Origin of the sequence: Legionella hackeliae, assembly GCF_000953655.1 — a bacterium.
Classification (GTDB): domain Bacteria; phylum Pseudomonadota; class Gammaproteobacteria; order Legionellales; family Legionellaceae; genus Tatlockia; species Tatlockia hackeliae.
Map to the genome: position 1 here is coordinate 1,403,592 of NZ_LN681225.1, position 14,874 is coordinate 1,418,465.

Below are 14,874 nucleotides of genomic sequence, written 5' to 3' on the forward strand. Positions count from 1 at the left end.
AAATGTTTAATGAAGCTTTTAAGCAATTAAAATCGGCGGCTATTCTCTTAATTATTCTCACGCTTGTGACAGGAGTGATTTATCCACTGGCAGTGACAGGTATTGCTCAATTATTCTTCCCCTGGAAGGCAAATGGCAGCCTGATAAAGCAAGAGAATAAGGTGGTAGGATCGCTATTAATTGGGCAGTTGTTTGAGGCTCCTCAATACTTTTGGGGGCGTCCTTCTGCCACCATGCCTTACCCTTACAATGCTCTGAATTCATCGGGTTCGAATCTAGGCCCCTCCAATCCTGCTTTTTTTAATGCTGTAAACGCGCGTGTTGCCCGTTTGCACGAAAACGATCCCACAAATGAGCGTTTAATTCCTGTTGACCTGGTCACGGCTTCTGGAAGTGGATTAGATCCAGAGATTAGTCTTCTTGCTGCATTATATCAGGTACCCCGTGTGGCCAGAGCGCGGAATAAGTCTGAAACGGACATTGAGGCATTGATTAATCGTTTAGTGAAGAATCGTACTATGCTTGTTTTAGGGGAGCCAAGGATTAATGTACTGGAGCTGAATCTAGCGTTGGATAAATAAGGAGTGCTCATGGTAGAGCGGCGTCCTAATCCGGATGCTTTATTGCATAGTGTGCAAGAAGAAGAGCGTCAACAAAAACATGGTAAATTGAAAATTTATTTGGGTGCAGCACCGGGTGTGGGTAAAACTCATGAAATGCTGCATGATGCACTTGAACTATTAAATAAAGGTTTAGATGTTGTAGTTGGTATTGCCGAATCCCATGGTCGCCAGGAAATTAATTCTTTATTAACCCATTTTAACGTGTTACCTAAAAAAACAATTGATTATCATGGCAAGCAACTGTCTGAATTTGATTTGGATGGTGCTTTAAAACGTTACCCCGGATTGATATTGGTTGATGAAATGGCGCACACCAATGTCCCGGGTTCACGTCATAAAAAACGTTGGCAAGATATCAAAGAACTTCTAGATAGAGGGATTGATGTTTATACCACGTTAAATGTACAACATATTGAGAGCTTAAATGATGATGTCTCGCAAATCGTTCATGCACCCATTAAAGAAACGATACCTGATTCTATTATTGAGATAGCGGATACCATCGAACTTGTTGATTTGCCTCCAGAAGAATTGTTAAAACGTTTGCAGGATGGGAAAGTATATTTTCCGGCACAGGCGAAATTAGCGACAGAATCATTTTTTCGTAAAGGAAATTTAAGTGCTTTGCGCGAATTAGCATTACGAACAGCGGCAAAATGCGTTAGTGCACAGGTTCTTTTATACCGGCAAGGTCTAGGTATTCGAAAAATATGGCCAACTAAGGAAAAAATACTGGTTTGTGTTGGGCCAGGTATCTCTTCACTAACATTAATTCGAGCGGCCAAGCGTACTGCACGAAATCTGCAAGCTCCGTGGATTGCAATTTATGTGGATATTCCTTATGGATCTCAATCAGAGGAAAAACGTCAAAAGGCTGTGGAAAATTTACGTTTAGCTAAGCAGTTAGGTGCTGAAACGCGAATTTTGACTGGCTTTAATGTTGTAAAAACAGTACTTGATTTTGCCCATGATCAAAATATTACGCAAATCATGATATGGAAGCATATTCGAACCCGTTGGCGTGATTTATTCTTGCGTAGTTTGGCCGACGAAATTCTGCGCTATAGTGAAGAAATTGATGTTTATATTATGACTGGGGATCGTCAGGTAAAAAAACAAGAAAAGAAATATAAAAAGCGCTCTCCATGGGTAATTTATCTTGCCTCCCTTGTTATCGTTACTTTGACAACGATGATTAATTATTTACTTTATCCTGTATTAAGTGCCAGCAATTTAATCATGGTTTATCTGTTAGGGGTAACTGGGATTGCATTATTTGGGCGCGTTGGACCTTCCATTTTGGGATCTGTCTTAAGTATTTTTGCCTATGATTATTTCTTCTCGCCCCCTTTATACACATTTTCCATTCCGAACCTCAATTATTCCTTTACTTTACTAGTGATGCTTATTGTGACCCAAGTAATCAGCCAGCTAATCATTATTACTCGGCGACAAATGGCTGCTGCACGTCTTCACGCACGCCAAACTTCGGCGTTATATGAACTAAGTAAACAATTATCGAACACCCGTGGAAAAAATAAGTTATTGAACATCGGTATTAATTATATTTCTAAAATTTTCAATAGTGAGGTAGCGGTTTTTTTGCCCCAAAATAAACGTCTAATAGCCCATGCCAAAAAAGGACTCAGACCAATATTGGATGCCGAGGAGTCAGAGATTATTCAATGGGTTTACGAATTAGGGCAAAGGGCAGGCTTGGGCACTGATACTTTTCCAACTGCAGAAGCACTTTATCTTCCTCTACCAGGGATAAGGAAGGTAGTCGGTGTTTTAAGATTACAATCGCCCAAGGGAGAAGATCTGGATTCTCCAGAAAAAATTCAATTACTAGAAGCCTGTGCTAGCCAATTTGCTTTAGCCCTGGAAATTGAGAATTTAAACTCGATTGTCTAGGCTATTCGACAACTCCTATATAAACAGCACATTCCTCAGAGTTTTTATAAACTTCAAAATCTGTGAGGTAGCGTCGTACAAATCGAGACTCAAAGGAAAAGTAACGCCATATTCCTTGCCATAATTCGATGATAGCTTGTGGCATTGAACCGTGATTTTGAAAAAGAAGATAATTTCCAGGTTCTATATAAATTGAAGTGCACCCTGGTATTCGAGTGACGTTATCCGTTTTGACACCAGCAGTTAATGTATAAGCTCCTGAAACATCCGACTCATAATCAGAATATACCCCAAATTGCTGTGAATCAGGATCGTTTTGCACTACATTTGCAATATTTTCTGTATGAAAGCGCTGCCAAAGTTGAGGTAGTTTCGCTGTTTTGGGATTAAGCTCATCACTATTTTTTGTACGAACATGAATGCCGCTGACGATAAAGCCTTCGATTTTGATTAATTGAGGTTTTAAAAAAATCATAGGAGTCTCTAATTCAATGTCTAAATTCAAAGGATACCAGAGACTCCCTGTCAGTTTCTGTCAGCAGCTTATAACCCCAACCAACGAATAAACTGATTCGTTGACTTTAACTGAATAACTTTATCCTCCAACTGAACTGAGTAAATTTTAGTTTGCTGAGGATGGTTGACGCTATCAATATCAAATTTAACGTCTTTTATTTTACCCAAAGGGACAATTTTCATTTGGGTTATATAATAACCTCGCTGCATTCGCACATCGGGTACCACAAAGGTTACATTGTCCCAAATATTTTGGTGCTCGACTCCTTGATTATTAAGAATCATGATATTTCTAAACTCTGGTTCACTCAAAGCAATGTATTCCACATTATCAATTTGTCGTCTTAACATGCGACTAACAGGTGGAGGCATACGGAAAATGCGTTCATAGTTATCTGCAGTCATGACCACAATAGGATCACTTTCTTCGCGGTATTTATTTTTATTCATGTCGGCAAAGAGAATGTCATCACGCATGTCATTTTCAACAGGGAAGTTATCTCCAATTGTCTGATCGGCGACAGTTGCCGAATATCTATCACAATTTAAATATTTCGATTGCCCAAACCAGTTGTCATTGGGGTAATAGATGACAAACAATGATTTATCTTTAATGGTATTGATGATGTCTTTGCTAAGATTAAGAGGCAAGGCAGGGCAGCCCCAGCTGCGGCCAGCTCTACCATATTTTTTAATGAAATTCTCATCGACATACCATCCGCCATGCATCACAACCGAGCGACTGGTTGCATTGTCATTAAACCCTTTATCCAAGCCATTTAATACCAAAGACAAGCCATCTCGACCATAGTAAGTGTTTTCGGTAAGGTAGACACCAATACTACTTGCTTTACTGTCATGTTTATTTGAAAAATAATTGGTTACCAAACTTCCTGAGCGGATTCCATGGGAGACGTAAGTGTGGAACAGTAATTTCCTCTTATCTAAATCAAAAACCCACAAACGCTTCTCACTGGAAGGTAAGGAATAATCAATAACTGTCAAAATGTTATTGTGATAAACATTATATTCATCGGTACATTTTATAGAAGTGAGTACTTTATTAATGACGGCAAGGCTTAAAGTAGGGGCCTCTTTATGCAGCATTTCACGTATGCCACTTAAGGGAACTGCAGTCATCCTGGGATAGTGGTATTGATTATTAACTATAGAGTGGAATACATCTACCACCGACTTATACTGTTGACTTGGCTCTTTTAGTGGTAAGAGGGAAGGTGTAGATAGAGAGAAACAAGTCGAAGTGACTGCTAAAATCAATAGCAGCTTTTTCTTCATGATATCTCCTTGATTGTATTCAGTTAAAATTATTATTATATCCCTAGTATTTAAATATAGTTCACTTTGAGTAATTTATGTGATACTTAGTTAATAAATTTTCATAACTTGCATTCAAACCGATGGATTTGTAGGCTGGATTACTAAAAATTAGCAGGGATGCCAATGAAAATTTTAAAAATATTACTCTTCTTTTTTCTTCAAATAACACTCACCCATGCAGAACAAAAGAGGATTGTTTGTTCCCTGCAGGGTTTAAAAGAATCTATTTCATTCGTAATGCCGCAAAAAGCAGGAGAATTACCGAGTGTGGATTTTTCATATCCTTTGAAAACTAGTGTGTTTAGTATGAGAGAGGGAAATCTGCTGCTTATTGCGATGGATGAGGAGGATTCATCCCGATTACGTATTTTTATTTCAGCTCAAGATAAGAAACACAAGAACAGCTATGAAGGACAATTTATGACAGATTCTGGTGGAAATCAGCTTCAGTTAGATAATGGACCGACTACTTGTACAATAAAAGGCTAGCCTCAAAAAGAAACGGGCTTTAAAGCCCGTTTTAGCCAATAATGACAGCGTTTATGAGTGATAATATCGATTTCCATGACGTTTCTCGTTGATATCTCTTGCCGCAGTTAATAAATGTTTTTCAAAAATGCCAAACGCTTGTTGCATATAATCTAACGCTTTATGGCCATTTTGAATAAAAACATGAACATTTTTTTCGAGAATATCTTCTGGTTTTTTAATGCGAGAAAGCTCCTCAGGTTTAACATAAGACATCTTCTGTAACGTTTTAACGTTCAACTCCATCATTTCTCGAAATGGTTTTTGAAGTTGATTAAAAGTATCTTTCCAGTTTTCCATATAATCCTGATGCATGATGCCCTCCTTTTTATGTTGCAGTGCACAATAAGAGCTTAGTTTTTACCTTGTCATTTGTCAAATCCTGCTCGTTTCGCCAACTTGTTTATAGTTAATTTCATCAAAGATGGCAGAATGATGCGTATAGTACTTAAACTCAAGTAAATTATTGCTAGGATCTTTTAAGAAAAAGGAATGATGTTCAATTTTTGTATCCGCGAAACGTACTTTAGGGGCTATTTCATAAGTTATTTTTTTCGCGTTAATCCGTGCAATAAATTGATCAAATTCCATTTTTTCAAGAAAAATTAAGCCAAAATGGCGAGGATAAATTCCTTTTTGCTCAGGGAGAATGTTCTCAACTTTATGGGCGACAATTTGTCCGGCACCAAACTGAAAAATTAAGGCACGCTCTGACTCTCGACCTAACTTGAACCCCAATTGGTCATGATAAAAAGTTTTTGCCAACGTGAAATCATGCACTGGGAATGCCAAATGAAATAGAGTTTTCATCAATATTGAACCTGGGAAGTGCTTATAAAGTATAATAATCCGTGGTTCAGAATAAAACCAATCTTTTTGTTCCAGCTAAAATTAGATCAATTAATCTTCTCTTAAGCTTAAAAAAGTATAATCCGATTTCATTAATGGTTCAGGGAAATTATGGCTGTTATTTTTTTTGGTTCAGAAAAGGCTGGGACTAAACTCATCCATTCAATACAAAATCACTTCAATATTCAACCTGGCGTTGTAAATTTCGACGAACGCGCAGTATATACTACAACGGTACAGGGCCTCTCAATAACTTTTATGAATCCCGATCCACGTTTTAAATGTATGTGGAATATTTTTTGTCCGGACCAGGTAGGTTTTTTCTGCCTTGAATTATCAGAAGCGGATGTGAATTATCAGGAGATAATTGCCCAAATCCAATTGTTTAAAAGGGACAGCAATTTCTCTGATGTAGTTTTGGTGGGTATCCCAGACAAGGACTACAAGGGGAACCCCCAAGAAAAGCTTTGCGATATAAGAGAGACGTTATCTGGTGAGAAGGTATATACGAAGAAAGCTTTCGCTATTTCAAATCAAGATGATATTAGTAAATTTGTTCTATCTTTAAATGCGCTTGAGCAAGAAGCTGCCTCAGAGGCGGCAGAGGACGAAGAGTTTTTCGATGCTAATTTCTCACCCTGGCAAATGGCGGTAGTAAATTTAAAAGGCGCAATCCGAAATTTGCCTTACAAGAAATTTAATGCCATATCTGCAGAAATCAATAGCTTACAAACTAAATTGGCGCAAGAGGACACTTCAGGGCAGGCCCAAGCAATTCAAGCATTTAGCCAAAATTGCCATCAAATTTTAGAAGGGAAACACCCCCATATTCTAAATAGTGTGTTAATACTGGCTGCAGTTGCTTTAGTTACTGTAATTGTTGGAGCAATTGGTTTTGGAATTGGATTTGCTGCGGGTGTATGGTCCGGACCTGGTGCATTCTTCACGGGTATCGTTGGTGGTGCTGCATTTGCCAAGGCTACCGTTGCTGCGAGCGCAAGCTTGGGACTCTTTAGTGGTGGTCTCGCGGCTTATGGCTTATTTAATTCATCAAAAGAAGAGAAGAAAGCGGTTGATAATTTTGTATCAGGGCTTAGCATTTCTTGATAGGATCTCTGTGGGGACAAAGCAAAAGGCTGCTTTGTCCCTTTGCTGAACAATATTCTTAACAGGTTGATGATACAGGAAGTATTTTTCCACGCTCCTGATAAAAAAGAATGAAAAATCCAATCACTGCAATACTCAACGTGATGGGTATTACACCTAGGCCATAAATAAACGCTGAAGAAACATTAATTCCGCCGAAACTATTGATTATTACACCAATGGTGGTATGGAATGCATAACCAAAACTCATAATAATCATATTAGCAATGGCCGTTGTTATCCCTGCCATTTGTTCTGGCACATAAGTTGAGGCTTTATAAATCGCTAAAATTTGATAGGCTGAGCATACGCCGACCACTATAAAGCCTAAAGCCATGGTTTCTCTATTCATTTGCTGCGAAATTAATGCGACAAAAATCATCATCATTAAAAAGCCAGCTCCAATAATCACTGCCAAATAGTTACGGGATTTTTCTGCAATATAACTAAGAACAGGGGCACCAAAACACATTCCAATAAAGATCATAGACGGTAAGTAACTAGCGAGAGAGCGGTTATATCCATAAACCTGTCTAATAAAAGCAGAACCCCAGACATCGGCAAAGCCTTCTAAAGGGCCCACCATTAATCCTGCCAATAAACATAAGGCAATAATTTGACGGTTTGTAATAACCTGCTTAACGTCTGCCAATATACTTGAGGTATAGGAAGGCTTATCAATTTCAGGAACGATAAAATAGGTTAGGGCCGCTAGCAAAATGCCAAAAAAGGCAAAAATTTCTACGACAGTCTTATAGCCTAATGTTGCTGTCAAATAACTTACTGGTCCGCCTCCATAAATAGCACCAATTAAGCCAATGGTCACCGCAAAGCTTAACATGCGCGTAAAATATTCCTCTTTAAAACCCATGCGGATAATCTTGAAAGTACCTAAGATGGCTGCCGAAGAACCCATTCCAATCAGGGCGCGGCCAATCAGGGGATAGACCCAATGTTCGGCAAAAATAATGGGTAATAATCCAATGACGGTTAATAGAATACAGCTCGTCATTACTTTTCTGGGCCCAAATCGGTCAAGCATGATGCCGATGGGCAGGTGCATTAAGGAATATCCAATATAATAAACTCCTGAAAATTGGCCAAAAACGGCTGTATCAATATGAAACTGCTGGACAAAATTGTCGAGCATAATATTGGGCATTACTCTTAAAATGTATTGATAGGCATAAAACAGGGAAGCAATTATCCAGATTCCCCAGGCTGCTACTCGAGTGATTGATTTATTCATAATCATGACTTCATTAACAAATTAAAGATACCCGCTAAATCTCAATTTAATTTAGAAGGGGCAAGTGACTTTTTTAATTAAATGAATATCCGCCTCAGCGGAGGAGGAGAGTAAGAAAGAGGGCGACGAATGAAAATTTATTTACACTGGACATATTATACTTCTCAAGTAAAAAATATTACCATTAAGTCATAATATTGACATTCTCTAGTTTAGTCAATACTTAGTAGTAATCGGGCACATTATTAGCAATTGAATTTATTTGTTATCAAGATGTCTAAGAGTTAATAAAATTTAATGTTTAGTTAATGATAGCTTGTTATGATTGATGTATAGGTCTTTTTTGAGAAAAGTAATGCTAAGTTCAGAGAAAGCTGCAGAATTGTTATTAGATGAAAGGAAGCAGCGTATTGGTAATGGTATTGATGTATCACCAGCACTTGATAATTGCTTTTTTCATGCCTATGCATTGCATTTATTAGGCAACAATGAGGCTTTCCCCAAAGATTTATTTGATACAAATGAGTTCGATGCTCCTGAGATTAAAGAGTTAAAATGTCACTTAAAAAATGAAATTCCACGCGCCGAACTTACTGCAGCTTCAGAAAAGTATCTGTTTGAAAAGACATTAATTTTGGGGGTTTTGTTACGTAGTTGGTTTTTTGCACAATTATTTCGAAATGAAAGAAGTCGTGATGCTCGCTTTCACTTCACAGGAAAACCACAGTCTGACCATGATCTTCGTATTATAACTTTTTTGCGAATTGTAAAAGATTACAAGGAAGCCTTGTACCAGGATGCAAAAGCGCCCTCTAATCGTGCTCGAATTAACCTCGAAGGGGCATTAAACTATTGCAACACGCTAAGTGAGATGCTGGAAACAATAGAGGAAGCTAAAGAGGCGAATGAAACTCTTTCTAAGACCATTATATTAATTTTAAAGTCTATTCAAATCCTTAAAGAATATACGAACCAACCACCTGAAAATTCCTTAGAAGAATCACAAAATATCCTGGGTGAGGTTAGTACTTTACTTCAAACAGTAGGATCAAAACTCAAGATTTTAAAAGTAGAAGAAAGTCTAGTGGCTCTAGTAAGTGATGTCCAAAAATTGTTGAACTGTAACCTATTGACTGAGGTGTATTTCGAGAAGTCTTTTAGAGAACAAAGTGAAGAAGAAAATATTATTTATTCTAGCAATCAGGATTTTTTTTGTCAGGATCTTATCGACAAAGATGAGGAGTTTATTAAAGAGTATTGGATCAAAATAGGGTATCAAAAATATTGTAGTAAATTAAGTCAAGCCGGTACAAAAATGAATTATGCCGATTTCGACTCTGGCATGGAGATACCCTACGCTATTTATAGTCGCCTTGATGGTTCAAACGTAGTTTGTGATCGTGAGAACCCCATTTTTGAGTTAGCGATTGATGCGGGTGCCGCTCATTATTGGTTATTGGCTACTCATAAAAGCAGTGAGCTATTACAACATTACAAATCACAACATGAGTCTTATACTAAAAATCGTGATAAGTGGCTAAGTGGACAAAAAGGACTTTACGAGGACAGTTTTTTACTTGAAGCCATCATACCTGCATATAATCTTGGTGCAAATCCTTTGCAAGCATTAGTCCAAAAAGTCCCTGCTTTTTTGGAAAGATTGCTCTCAAAAAAAGAGGAGCAGCATGCTCTTGAAGGCACTACTGTTAATGCACAGGAGACTGGGAATACTCTGCCTGTAGCTTCAGATGTTGCTGCCCAAGAATTAAGGTCAAGCACGATGAGGAAAACTGATTCTACTGAAGCTGTCGCAAGCATTCGTGAAAATTCAAATAACGGGCAGTATGATCCATTGTTATTTCCAGATCCTCTCGAGCCGCAAATACAAGAGGCAGCTGATGTTTCATCTTCAAGTATGAAGGATGACATTGACCCCACACTTTTAGACAATGAAGAGCTTCGAGCATTTTATAGTCAGCTTAAGCAATTGGAAACAAAAGCAAAAGAGCTTAATGATAAAAGAAAACAATCTCTAGATTATTCATTGGCAGCTGATGCTGCGAGGGATTTACATTCGAGTCTTCACCGAGCATTCACCACCTTTATTGTAAGTGATGATCGTAAAGAAGCGTATGAATCATTTAGTAAAGACAGTCTTGAAGCGATTAAAAAACATCGCTCTCCTTTAGAAAAACATCGAAAGGAAGGAGGTCTTTTTATGCAAATTCTTGGTAATGTTGTTTTAGGAATTTTGGGTCTTGGGATCTTTTATGGAGCAGCTTTGGTTGTTAATGAGGCATTTACCGGCCGCTACGCTTTTTTTGCGCCTAAAACAGCTCAAGAAGTTTCTAAAATTGAAAAAATGCTTCCAGAAATTAAAGTAAAATAAATACCTTGAATTGGTCGAGCTCTCATGCTTCGACAATATTAGAGTTGTTGAATCAAACCGCTCAACTTACACGTCTCTGATTCTGTTTGCTTTACAGACTTGGTAGAATCAATTTTTACAAAAAATCGTTTAGGATAAGTTTTTTTAGGCTGAATTGAATACTGTACGCGTGCTTTAAGTGGTTCAATATCAAATATACCAATATTTCCTTTTCGAGGGGTGTAGGCACGTTCTTTTTCTGAAAGAGCTCTTATTACTGCTAGTCGTACTACAGACTCTGCATTATTTTTATATAATTTTAGATGTGAGTTTTGACCACAAATAATAGATAATCTATGGGATGGAAATTCGGTTAAAAGTTTACTTAAACCAATATACGCGGTTCCATAAGAGTAACCATGTAAATTGACAATCCATTGTCCACCTCGCTTACGTGCTGTTGGAAATTTTAATGAACCGTCGTTGACAGCCGTTGTAAATAAGGTTTCCGCTTCTTTTAATTGTTTCTGCTTTACAAGGGCATCAATGATAGATATATAAGCCAATGAGCAGTCTTCTTCCCGACTTTGTAGTTTCTCTAAGATTCTCATCATGTAGGGTAAATCAGGCTTGTTACTGCGAGCAATTCCATTTAAGGCACAACAGCAATTAATATCGTTATCCCACCCATAATATTCAGCTTTGGTAAGCAGATCTATAATTACCTCAGTTTGGGGTTCAGATGTTCTACTCACGGCAAGAAGTGTGGAGCTAAATATATAGCAATCAGCCATGTTTAGGTCCTCAGCTTCATTAAACAAGCGCACAACTAATTGTCCATCTGGATAAGAACTTTTGCTAAGAATTTCACAAGTTCTAGCAAAAACAAAAGCACTGAGTTTGTTTCGTTCTTTAGCTTGATTATAAAGTTCCATGGCTAAATTTGTATCAGGAATGGGCTTTCTTAGAATCAACCCCAGAATGGAAAAATAGGTGTACGGAGTATCTAAATTATGATCGATGGCGATTTGGTTTAATTGAAGAGCATATTGCAAATTGACTTTGCCAAATTCTTTAATGAGGAGCTTAAACATGAAATCGTTCGGATATAAATGCTTATCCAGTATTTTATTTAGCTCATAACAAAAGTCATGAATAGAATGACTGTGCTGTAGGCGATAATTACAATGCATATATTGCGATTTTTCTGAAATAAATTTTGATACATCCCATTTATTCCAGGAGTTATCTTTTAAACGAGTTACTACCCATTCAAAGTGTTTTTTTACAGTTTTCCCCATTGAAATTCCTTATTCGTTGAGTGATTATTTGCAGATTGTCTAAAGACTACATTGCTTTAAAATTTCCTTAACATTCTCTAATCCAAGCTTGCGCAAAGTCTCGATATTTTTTTGAGGAATATCCTTTGTATCCCCATAACGTTTTATAGCCTCATCGAGGCTTTTCTCACGCAGTAAATGGACCATCGGATAAGGAGAGCGGTTAGTATAATTTGAGACATCATTCACACCCTCATTAGCAAAGCTATAATGGGGATGAAAACTGGCTACTTGGTAAATGCCCTCATAACCTTTTATATGCATTGTGTTTTCGCACAAATCTACAAAATCAAGATAATCAAAGAAGTCGTCCAGGAAAGAAGAAAAAATTAACAAAGTGGTCTCAACTGCTGGATTTTGATCGAGCAATTGAATTTCGGAAATGCAGTCATTGAGCGCACTTTCACTAGTCAGGGCATTACTCACAACAAATCGTAAACTTTTTCGTTTCACTTCTTTTCTGGCAAAAGGGCATAAGTTAAGTTCAATAACAAATGAATTAAGCCATTTTTTAGTGTTCTCGATGATAAGCTCGGTTTTAGTAAGCATGAGCGATTTCATAGTTTAAAGTCGAGTATAGTAACAGAATTTACAAGTTAGATTAAAATTTCATCGATTTAAAAGAGCTATAATAAAAAAGCACTTTTTAAATGGAGCAAATCATGAAGATTATTGTACCTATTTTGATGTGCTTTTCTATGATTTCTTTTGCTTCGTCAAATAACCTAACGGAAGTTCCAGTTACCAGTGTTAATCCCAATGAGCAATTATTACCTTCACCATTTCCAGTGTATATTATGAATAATTACGGGGTAGTGAATCACCCATACCCAGGTACAACACCGGCATCTTTACCCACCGACAATAGCTACACAAGTGCACCAGGCTGTTACATTGCTTGTTATTCGCATACCAAGGGCGTTTATCCTGTTTCTCCAACTATTTATGTCTTGGGACAAGTTCGTGTAAAAGGTCAGTATCAAGGACGAATCTGTCAACCTGACGGTTTTGCTAATCAAGATATCAGTGCAATGAGTCAGTTTAAACAGCTGTGCTCAGAGAAAATTTCAAGTTGCAAGAATATAGAATGTTGGGCTGGTGGTGATACAGGCGGGTGGTTTGGGGTTCAAATTTAAGAATGTAGGTTCGCGTATAGAGGGCAAAGAAATTTGTATGGAACAATTTATACGAAAAATCTGTGTTTAACTTAGCATTTCTGGATGCCTCGGACAAGCCGAGGCACGTAGGCTGGGGTCTCAGAGATTTTTTCCACCTGCCATGGTCCCAATGTTGGATTTAGACAAACCGAGGGACCTAGGCTGGGGTCTCAGAGATTTTTTCCACCTGCCATGGTCCCAATGTTGGATTTAGACAAGCCGAGGGACCTAGGCTGGGGTCTCAGATATTTTTTCCACCCGCCATAGTCCCAATGTTGGCTTTGGACAAGGCGAGAGCCTAGGTGGTTTCCTGAGGGCCTTTTTCTACGTGCCTCGGCTTGTCCGAGGCATCCAGTAGATGGTCAATTACAATCTGTTCTCTACAAATTTTAATCTTCAGATAGAAACTTAACTTCTTCCATCATGGCTGAAATTCGTGCTTGCAGGTACTGATCTTTCTTCGCAAGTAATTTCGCCTGTTTCAATTGGCGCATAGCATCTCTTTTGCGACCTTGTAAAAGTTGACAACGAGCTTCTGTAAAATAGGCATAATCTTTACGATGAGAAGCAGCTTGAGCTTGAGCGAGCGCTTCGCATAAGGGTAAATCCTGTTTAAACACTCTTGAGCCTTTTAATAAAACACTGGCTGCTTGTTCTGTTTTACCTGCTGATAATAAACCCTGAGCATTAGCCATGAGTGCTGCATAGTTTTCAGGATAGTTGGCTTGTAAATCACTTAATCTTTTAAGCGCTGCCTCAAATTGCTTATTTCCTGTTTCAGATTGGGCCATTGCAATTTGATAAAAAAGATTGTCAGGATCCTGATGCAATAGGGGCGTTAAGTGAGTTTCGGCTTGTTGAAATTGATTGATATTCAGAAGCGCTAATACATTGCCATATTGACAAGCTGCACCACTATTTTTCTTATGGCACTCATAATGGTAATAATCCAATAATTGCTTATTATTACTAGCGACAGAGACACGAACTAACTCTTTAAAAAGACGATAATCCAGCGAGTCTGAAGCATTTTTTATTGCTATACGTTCGCTACGGTTTTCTGCTTCCGCAATTCGATCCTCATCCATGGGGTGGGTTCTTAAAATGGCTGGAACATTTGCGGTGTAGTAATAACGTGAAGTTTCTTGCATTTTTTTAAAGAAACTGGCCATGCCGCGAGGATCAAATCCTGCTTTAATCAGCATATCAATTCCAATGCGGTCAGCCTCTTTTTCATTGGCTCTTGTGAAATTAATATTGTCTTGGGCAAAGCCGCCTAAAGAAGCCATCATGGCGCCACTTCCTAATGTTGGATTGACTACACCAAGAGCGATAGATGCTAGCATCGAAGCCAACATTGGAATGCGCATTTGTTTTTCATGCTGAATCATTTGATAAAGATGATGCAGGCGTACGTGAGCAATTTCGTGCGCCATTACGGCAGCCAGCTCACTCTCATTTTTCGTGGCTAAAATCAATTGAGTATTAATACCAATGTAGCCCCCGGGACCTGCAAACGCGTTGATTTCATTGGATTTTACTATAAAAAAATAAGGAGTCGGGATATGTGCAAAATGAGCAAGCTTTTTTCCTAAATGATTAATATACTGATTAGCCAAAGGGTTACGCTCAATGCTATCCGATTGGTTTATCAGTTGAATAAACTCCTTTTCCAATTCATCAAGTTCTCGTGTTGAGTATGGAGAGAGGGCATAAACATGAATGGAAAGGCTTTGTAACAGCAGGATAGAGGCTATAAAAGACATACAGCGCTTTAAAACGGATCGTTTAAAACAGTGCAATAGATTCATAAGATTGCCTATTCTGAGGTTAAAAAGGCGCTTGG

The 14,874-nt window shown here is 38.1% G+C and carries 14 protein-coding genes; 6 read left to right on the forward strand and 8 right to left on the reverse strand.

Translation table 11 applies throughout. The annotated features are described in order from the left end of the window. The first annotated feature begins 2 nt into the window (after positions 1-2). Together kdpC and LHA_RS06325 are read left to right on the forward strand one after the other, a co-directional pair. Positions 3-581 (forward strand): potassium-transporting ATPase subunit KdpC, encoded by a 579-nt coding sequence (kdpC, locus tag LHA_RS06320; protein ID WP_045105791.1) that lies wholly within the window; start codon positions 3-5, stop codon positions 579-581. A 9-nt stretch (positions 582-590) separates the two neighbouring features. Further along, positions 591-2,537: a DUF4118 domain-containing protein gene (locus LHA_RS06325; protein ID WP_045105792.1), complete on the forward strand. Its 1,947-nt coding sequence runs from the start codon at positions 591-593 to the stop codon at positions 2,535-2,537. Position 2,538: 1 nt separating this feature from the next. Here the strand turns inward: LHA_RS06325 and LHA_RS06330 are convergent, their stop codons facing one another. Both LHA_RS06330 and LHA_RS06335 read right to left on the reverse strand, forming a co-directional pair. Continuing rightward, a complete protein-coding gene (locus tag LHA_RS06330; protein WP_045105793.1) occupies positions 2,539-3,012 on the reverse strand; it encodes a GyrI-like domain-containing protein in 474 nt (157 codons plus the stop codon). A gap of 68 nt (positions 3,013-3,080) precedes the next feature. After that, entirely contained in the window at positions 3,081-4,349 is a 1,269-nt protein-coding gene (locus tag LHA_RS06335; protein WP_045105794.1) for a murein L,D-transpeptidase catalytic domain family protein, read from the reverse strand. A gap of 165 nt (positions 4,350-4,514) precedes the next feature. On the opposite strand from LHA_RS06335, the gene LHA_RS06340 reads away from it, so the two are divergent. Then, complete coding sequence (locus LHA_RS06340) at positions 4,515-4,880, forward strand: hypothetical protein (RefSeq protein WP_102046636.1); 366 nt, start codon at positions 4,515-4,517, stop codon at positions 4,878-4,880. A gap of 51 nt (positions 4,881-4,931) precedes the next feature. Here LHA_RS06340 and LHA_RS06345 read toward each other — a convergent pair whose 3' ends face one another. Both LHA_RS06345 and LHA_RS06350 read right to left on the reverse strand, forming a co-directional pair. After that, a complete protein-coding gene (locus LHA_RS06345; RefSeq protein WP_045105796.1) occupies positions 4,932-5,234 on the reverse strand; it encodes a hypothetical protein in 303 nt (100 codons plus the stop codon). Between the two features lie 60 nt (positions 5,235-5,294). Then, a complete protein-coding gene (locus tag LHA_RS06350; RefSeq protein WP_045105797.1) occupies positions 5,295-5,729 on the reverse strand; it encodes a VOC family protein in 435 nt (144 codons plus the stop codon). Between the two features lie 150 nt (positions 5,730-5,879). Here LHA_RS06350 and LHA_RS06355 point away from each other — a divergent pair, with 150 nt between their 5' ends. Beyond that, a complete protein-coding gene (locus tag LHA_RS06355; RefSeq protein WP_045105798.1) occupies positions 5,880-6,875 on the forward strand; it encodes a hypothetical protein in 996 nt (331 codons plus the stop codon). 58 nt (positions 6,876-6,933) lie between these two features. Here LHA_RS06355 and LHA_RS06360 read toward each other — a convergent pair whose 3' ends face one another. Further along, entirely contained in the window at positions 6,934-8,163 is a 1,230-nt protein-coding gene (locus LHA_RS06360) for an MFS transporter (protein ID WP_045105799.1), read from the reverse strand. 355 nt (positions 8,164-8,518) lie between these two features. Here LHA_RS06360 and LHA_RS06365 point away from each other — a divergent pair, with 355 nt between their 5' ends. Further along, a complete protein-coding gene (locus tag LHA_RS06365; RefSeq protein WP_045105800.1) occupies positions 8,519-10,552 on the forward strand; it encodes a hypothetical protein in 2,034 nt (677 codons plus the stop codon). 38 nt (positions 10,553-10,590) lie between these two features. On the opposite strand, the gene LHA_RS06370 is transcribed toward LHA_RS06365, so the two are convergent. Together LHA_RS06370 and LHA_RS06375 are read right to left on the reverse strand one after the other, a co-directional pair. After that, positions 10,591-11,832 (reverse strand): tetratricopeptide repeat protein, encoded by a 1,242-nt coding sequence (locus LHA_RS06370; protein WP_045105801.1) that lies wholly within the window; start codon positions 11,830-11,832, stop codon positions 10,591-10,593. Positions 11,833-11,871: 39 nt separating this feature from the next. Beyond that, a complete protein-coding gene (locus tag LHA_RS06375) occupies positions 11,872-12,420 on the reverse strand; it encodes a DUF1415 domain-containing protein (RefSeq protein WP_045105802.1) in 549 nt (182 codons plus the stop codon). A 113-nt stretch (positions 12,421-12,533) separates the two neighbouring features. Between LHA_RS06375 and LHA_RS06380 the strand changes: the two genes are divergently transcribed. Next, on the forward strand, positions 12,534-13,007 hold the full coding sequence (locus LHA_RS06380) for a hypothetical protein (RefSeq protein ID WP_045105803.1): 474 nt from the start codon (positions 12,534-12,536) through the stop codon (positions 13,005-13,007). A gap of 410 nt (positions 13,008-13,417) precedes the next feature. On the opposite strand, the gene LHA_RS06385 is transcribed toward LHA_RS06380, so the two are convergent. Next, the gene (locus LHA_RS06385) at positions 13,418-14,794 is read right to left on the reverse strand and encodes a M48 family metalloprotease (protein ID WP_045105804.1); all 1,377 of its coding nucleotides are present in this window, start codon (positions 14,792-14,794) and stop codon (positions 13,418-13,420) included. Positions 14,795-14,874 lie beyond the last annotated feature (80 nt).

Coding starts and splice junctions, on each gene's coding strand:
- LHA_RS06325 (WP_045105792.1), top strand. CDS start 591: ATGGTAGAGCGGCGTCCTAATCCGGATGCTTTATTGCATAGTGTGCAA.
- LHA_RS06360 (WP_045105799.1), bottom strand. CDS start 8,163: ATGAATAAATCAATCACTCGAGTAGCAGCCTGGGGAATCTGGATAATT.
- LHA_RS06340 (WP_102046636.1), top strand. CDS start 4,515: ATGAAAATTTTAAAAATATTACTCTTCTTTTTTCTTCAAATAACACTC.
- kdpC (WP_045105791.1), top strand. CDS start 3: ATGTTTAATGAAGCTTTTAAGCAATTAAAATCGGCGGCTATTCTCTTA.
- LHA_RS06385 (WP_045105804.1), bottom strand. CDS start 14,794: ATGTCTTTTATAGCCTCTATCCTGCTGTTACAAAGCCTTTCCATTCAT.
- LHA_RS06330 (WP_045105793.1), bottom strand. CDS start 3,012: ATGATTTTTTTAAAACCTCAATTAATCAAAATCGAAGGCTTTATCGTC.
- LHA_RS06365 (WP_045105800.1), top strand. CDS start 8,519: ATGCTAAGTTCAGAGAAAGCTGCAGAATTGTTATTAGATGAAAGGAAG.
- LHA_RS06375 (WP_045105802.1), bottom strand. CDS start 12,420: ATGCTTACTAAAACCGAGCTTATCATCGAGAACACTAAAAAATGGCTT.
- LHA_RS06345 (WP_045105796.1), bottom strand. CDS start 5,234: ATGCATCAGGATTATATGGAAAACTGGAAAGATACTTTTAATCAACTT.
- LHA_RS06370 (WP_045105801.1), bottom strand. CDS start 11,832: ATGGGGAAAACTGTAAAAAAACACTTTGAATGGGTAGTAACTCGTTTA.
- LHA_RS06380 (WP_045105803.1), top strand. CDS start 12,534: ATGAAGATTATTGTACCTATTTTGATGTGCTTTTCTATGATTTCTTTT.
- LHA_RS06350 (WP_045105797.1), bottom strand. CDS start 5,729: ATGAAAACTCTATTTCATTTGGCATTCCCAGTGCATGATTTCACGTTG.
- LHA_RS06355 (WP_045105798.1), top strand. CDS start 5,880: ATGGCTGTTATTTTTTTTGGTTCAGAAAAGGCTGGGACTAAACTCATC.
- LHA_RS06335 (WP_045105794.1), bottom strand. CDS start 4,349: ATGAAGAAAAAGCTGCTATTGATTTTAGCAGTCACTTCGACTTGTTTC.